At 63.7% G+C, this 2,355-nt stretch carries 3 protein-coding genes; 2 read left to right on the plus strand and 1 reads right to left on the minus strand.

Annotated elements, in window-relative coordinates; all coding sequences use genetic code 11:
- Positions 1-39 precede the first annotated feature (39 nt).
- Complete coding sequence (locus GYB81_RS17330; protein ID WP_161867995.1) at positions 40-567, minus strand: DUF421 domain-containing protein; 528 nt, start codon at positions 565-567, stop codon at positions 40-42.
- A gap of 163 nt (positions 568-730) precedes the next feature.
- On the opposite strand from GYB81_RS17330, the gene GYB81_RS17335 reads away from it, so the two are divergent.
- On the plus strand, positions 731-1,426 hold the full coding sequence (locus GYB81_RS17335) for a GNAT family N-acetyltransferase (RefSeq protein ID WP_161867994.1): 696 nt from the start codon (positions 731-733) through the stop codon (positions 1,424-1,426).
- Between the two features lie 217 nt (positions 1,427-1,643).
- Positions 1,644-2,355, plus strand: a 712-nt coding sequence (locus GYB81_RS17340) for a DMT family transporter (protein ID WP_161897909.1), incomplete at its 3' end; no start/stop codon positions are given.

Below are 2,355 nucleotides of genomic sequence, written 5' to 3' on the forward strand. Positions count from 1 at the left end.
ACCTGAGCCAGGCCTGGCTCTCGGTAGGGTGTTTCCCGTCTAGGACGCATCCGGCCTGCCAACACGCGCCAGGCTCGACTCGCCTTCGCTGCGCTCTTCCCTCACCACACTGAACGAGCCATCGGTCTCCAGGACGACCGCGGCCACATCGGCGACCGTTTCGATTCCCGCAGCGCGAATAGCCGACTGTACTTCGTCCTCGGTAACGCGGGCAGCCCGCATGGCGCTACGCAGGAACTGACCATGGTGAAACAACAGCGCCGGCTCCCCGGTGACCAGGCGGCGAACCCAGCCGACCCGTACACTGGTCCAGGTGACGATAAACTGCAGGCCGATCAGCAAAGCCATAGCCAGCGCGCCCTGAGCCAGGGAAACATCCTTGTTGAGCAGGATAGTGGCGAAGGTCGAGCCGAGGGCAACGGTCACGACCAGATCGAAGGCATTCATCTTGGAGAGAGTGCGCCTGCCCGAAAGGCGCAGGAACGCAACCAGGCAGATATAGGCCAGCACCCCCACCGTCACTGTTCTGACGAGCACCTGCCCGTTATCGAAAAACATCCCATCCATTACCGTTGTCCTTTCACGTTGGCTGCATACGAACTACGACAACGGCGCTGTGATTTCTTCCTGAACAATGCAGGCGGTGTCGCGCTGACAGACATGCAGGTGGGTAAACACGGCCGCAGGTTACAATCCTGTCCCATGCCCATCCCCGCGGAGTTTCCCCCGAATGTTCACCCTCTCTCACCTCAGCAGCCCGCCGCCCGAGTCACTGAAGAATCAGGTGCTGCAGATGGTGGTGGACTACTTCACTGACCTCAGCGCGGTTCCGTTGCTGCCGAGCAATCCGCTTTATCAGCTTTACCAGTACGTGATTGGCTACGAGGTGCATCTGCATTTGCAGACCATGAACGGTGAAACCGAAGGCCCCGCGCAGTTGCTGCTGGCGCTGGACGATGATGACCCAGCCCATGTATTGGGGTTTGCCCTGTACCTGCCCAGCCCGGACGACGCTGACGCCTGCACCCTCGCCTACCTGGCGGTGAATACCGAGTACCACGGTCATGGCATCGGCCGGGCGTTGCTGCAACGCGTGTTGGCGCATCGCCCGCATCTGGAACTGACCTGCGCTGCGGACAAGGTGCCGCTGTTCGAAGCCCTGGGCCTGCAGGTGCTGGCCGCGCAGGGCGCGCAGGTGGTGATGAACAGCCGCGACTATCGCTCCAGCGGCATGGTGGCGGTCGCCGATCTGGCTCCGGTGTTCGCTTCCACCGAGGTGCGGCAGATTCACGCCTACCTGCTCAAGCAGCACGGCCAGCGCGCCATGCAGCAAGCGGAAAAACAGCGCGACGCGCATCTCGACGCGCTCGCTCTGCAGGCTCAGCAACTGGTCGACGAACGCCTGCCTTCTCGCTCACTGCACTGAATTCATCGGCTCGGCGCGCGAATGGCCGAGCGCATCACCTCACCCAGCGAGGGTGGCATTGCTCGTTGAACTGCGGGCAAGTCGTTAACCGCAGCACTCGGGGCGCTTCTGGGCAGGTTCATGGTGCAAAGCGCAGCCATCATCGATGGCGACATCTGGCTGCGCCTTCCGCCCAGCCCGGAACAAAGCGCCGTCAGCGGCTGCCGAGGACACACGGATGAAAGATTCAGCGCGCGGTTTGCTGCTCGTTACCAGCGGCATCACCCTACTCAGCTTCGATGGTCTGCTGGTGCGCCTGGCGCAGGCCGATGGCTGGAGCATCGTGTTCTGGCGCGGGCTGCTGATGTTCCTGGCGCTCGGCGTGTTCTCCCTGTCGGCCAGAAGCCGTGCCAGCGTCCGGGCGCAACCGTTGCTCAGTGCCTGCTCGGCCTTGCTGCTGGCGTTGATCTCGATCTTCTTCGTGCTGGCGGTGATCCATACCCAGGTCGCCAATGTGGTGGTCATCCTCTGCACGGCGCCGTTGTTCGCGGCGCTGTTCACCCGCTTCTTTCTCGGCGAGCAGGTGGCGCTGCGCACCTGGCTGGCGATTGGCGTGGCGGCCTTGGGCATCATGTTGGTGTTCGCCGGCGCGTTTGATGCCAGCGACCTGGCCGGCAACGGCTATGCGCTGTTGTCATCGGCGGCGGTGGGCGCCAACCTGACGCTGCTGCGCCGCCACCCGGCCCTGGAGCGCATGCCGTTGATCGCCCTCGGCGGACTGGCCGCGGCACTGATCGCCTGGCCCAACGCGCAGCCCTTCGCACTGGGCACCTCGAGCTACTGGGCGCTGGCCATCATGGGCCTGGTGCAGATGCCGCTTGCCACCTTGCTGATCAACAACGCAACCCGCTACCTGCCCTCCGCCGAAGTCGCGCTGTTCTACCTGCTGG

The organism is Pseudomonas yangonensis (genome assembly GCF_009932725.1).
GTDB lineage: Bacteria > Pseudomonadota > Gammaproteobacteria > Pseudomonadales > Pseudomonadaceae > Aquipseudomonas > Aquipseudomonas yangonensis.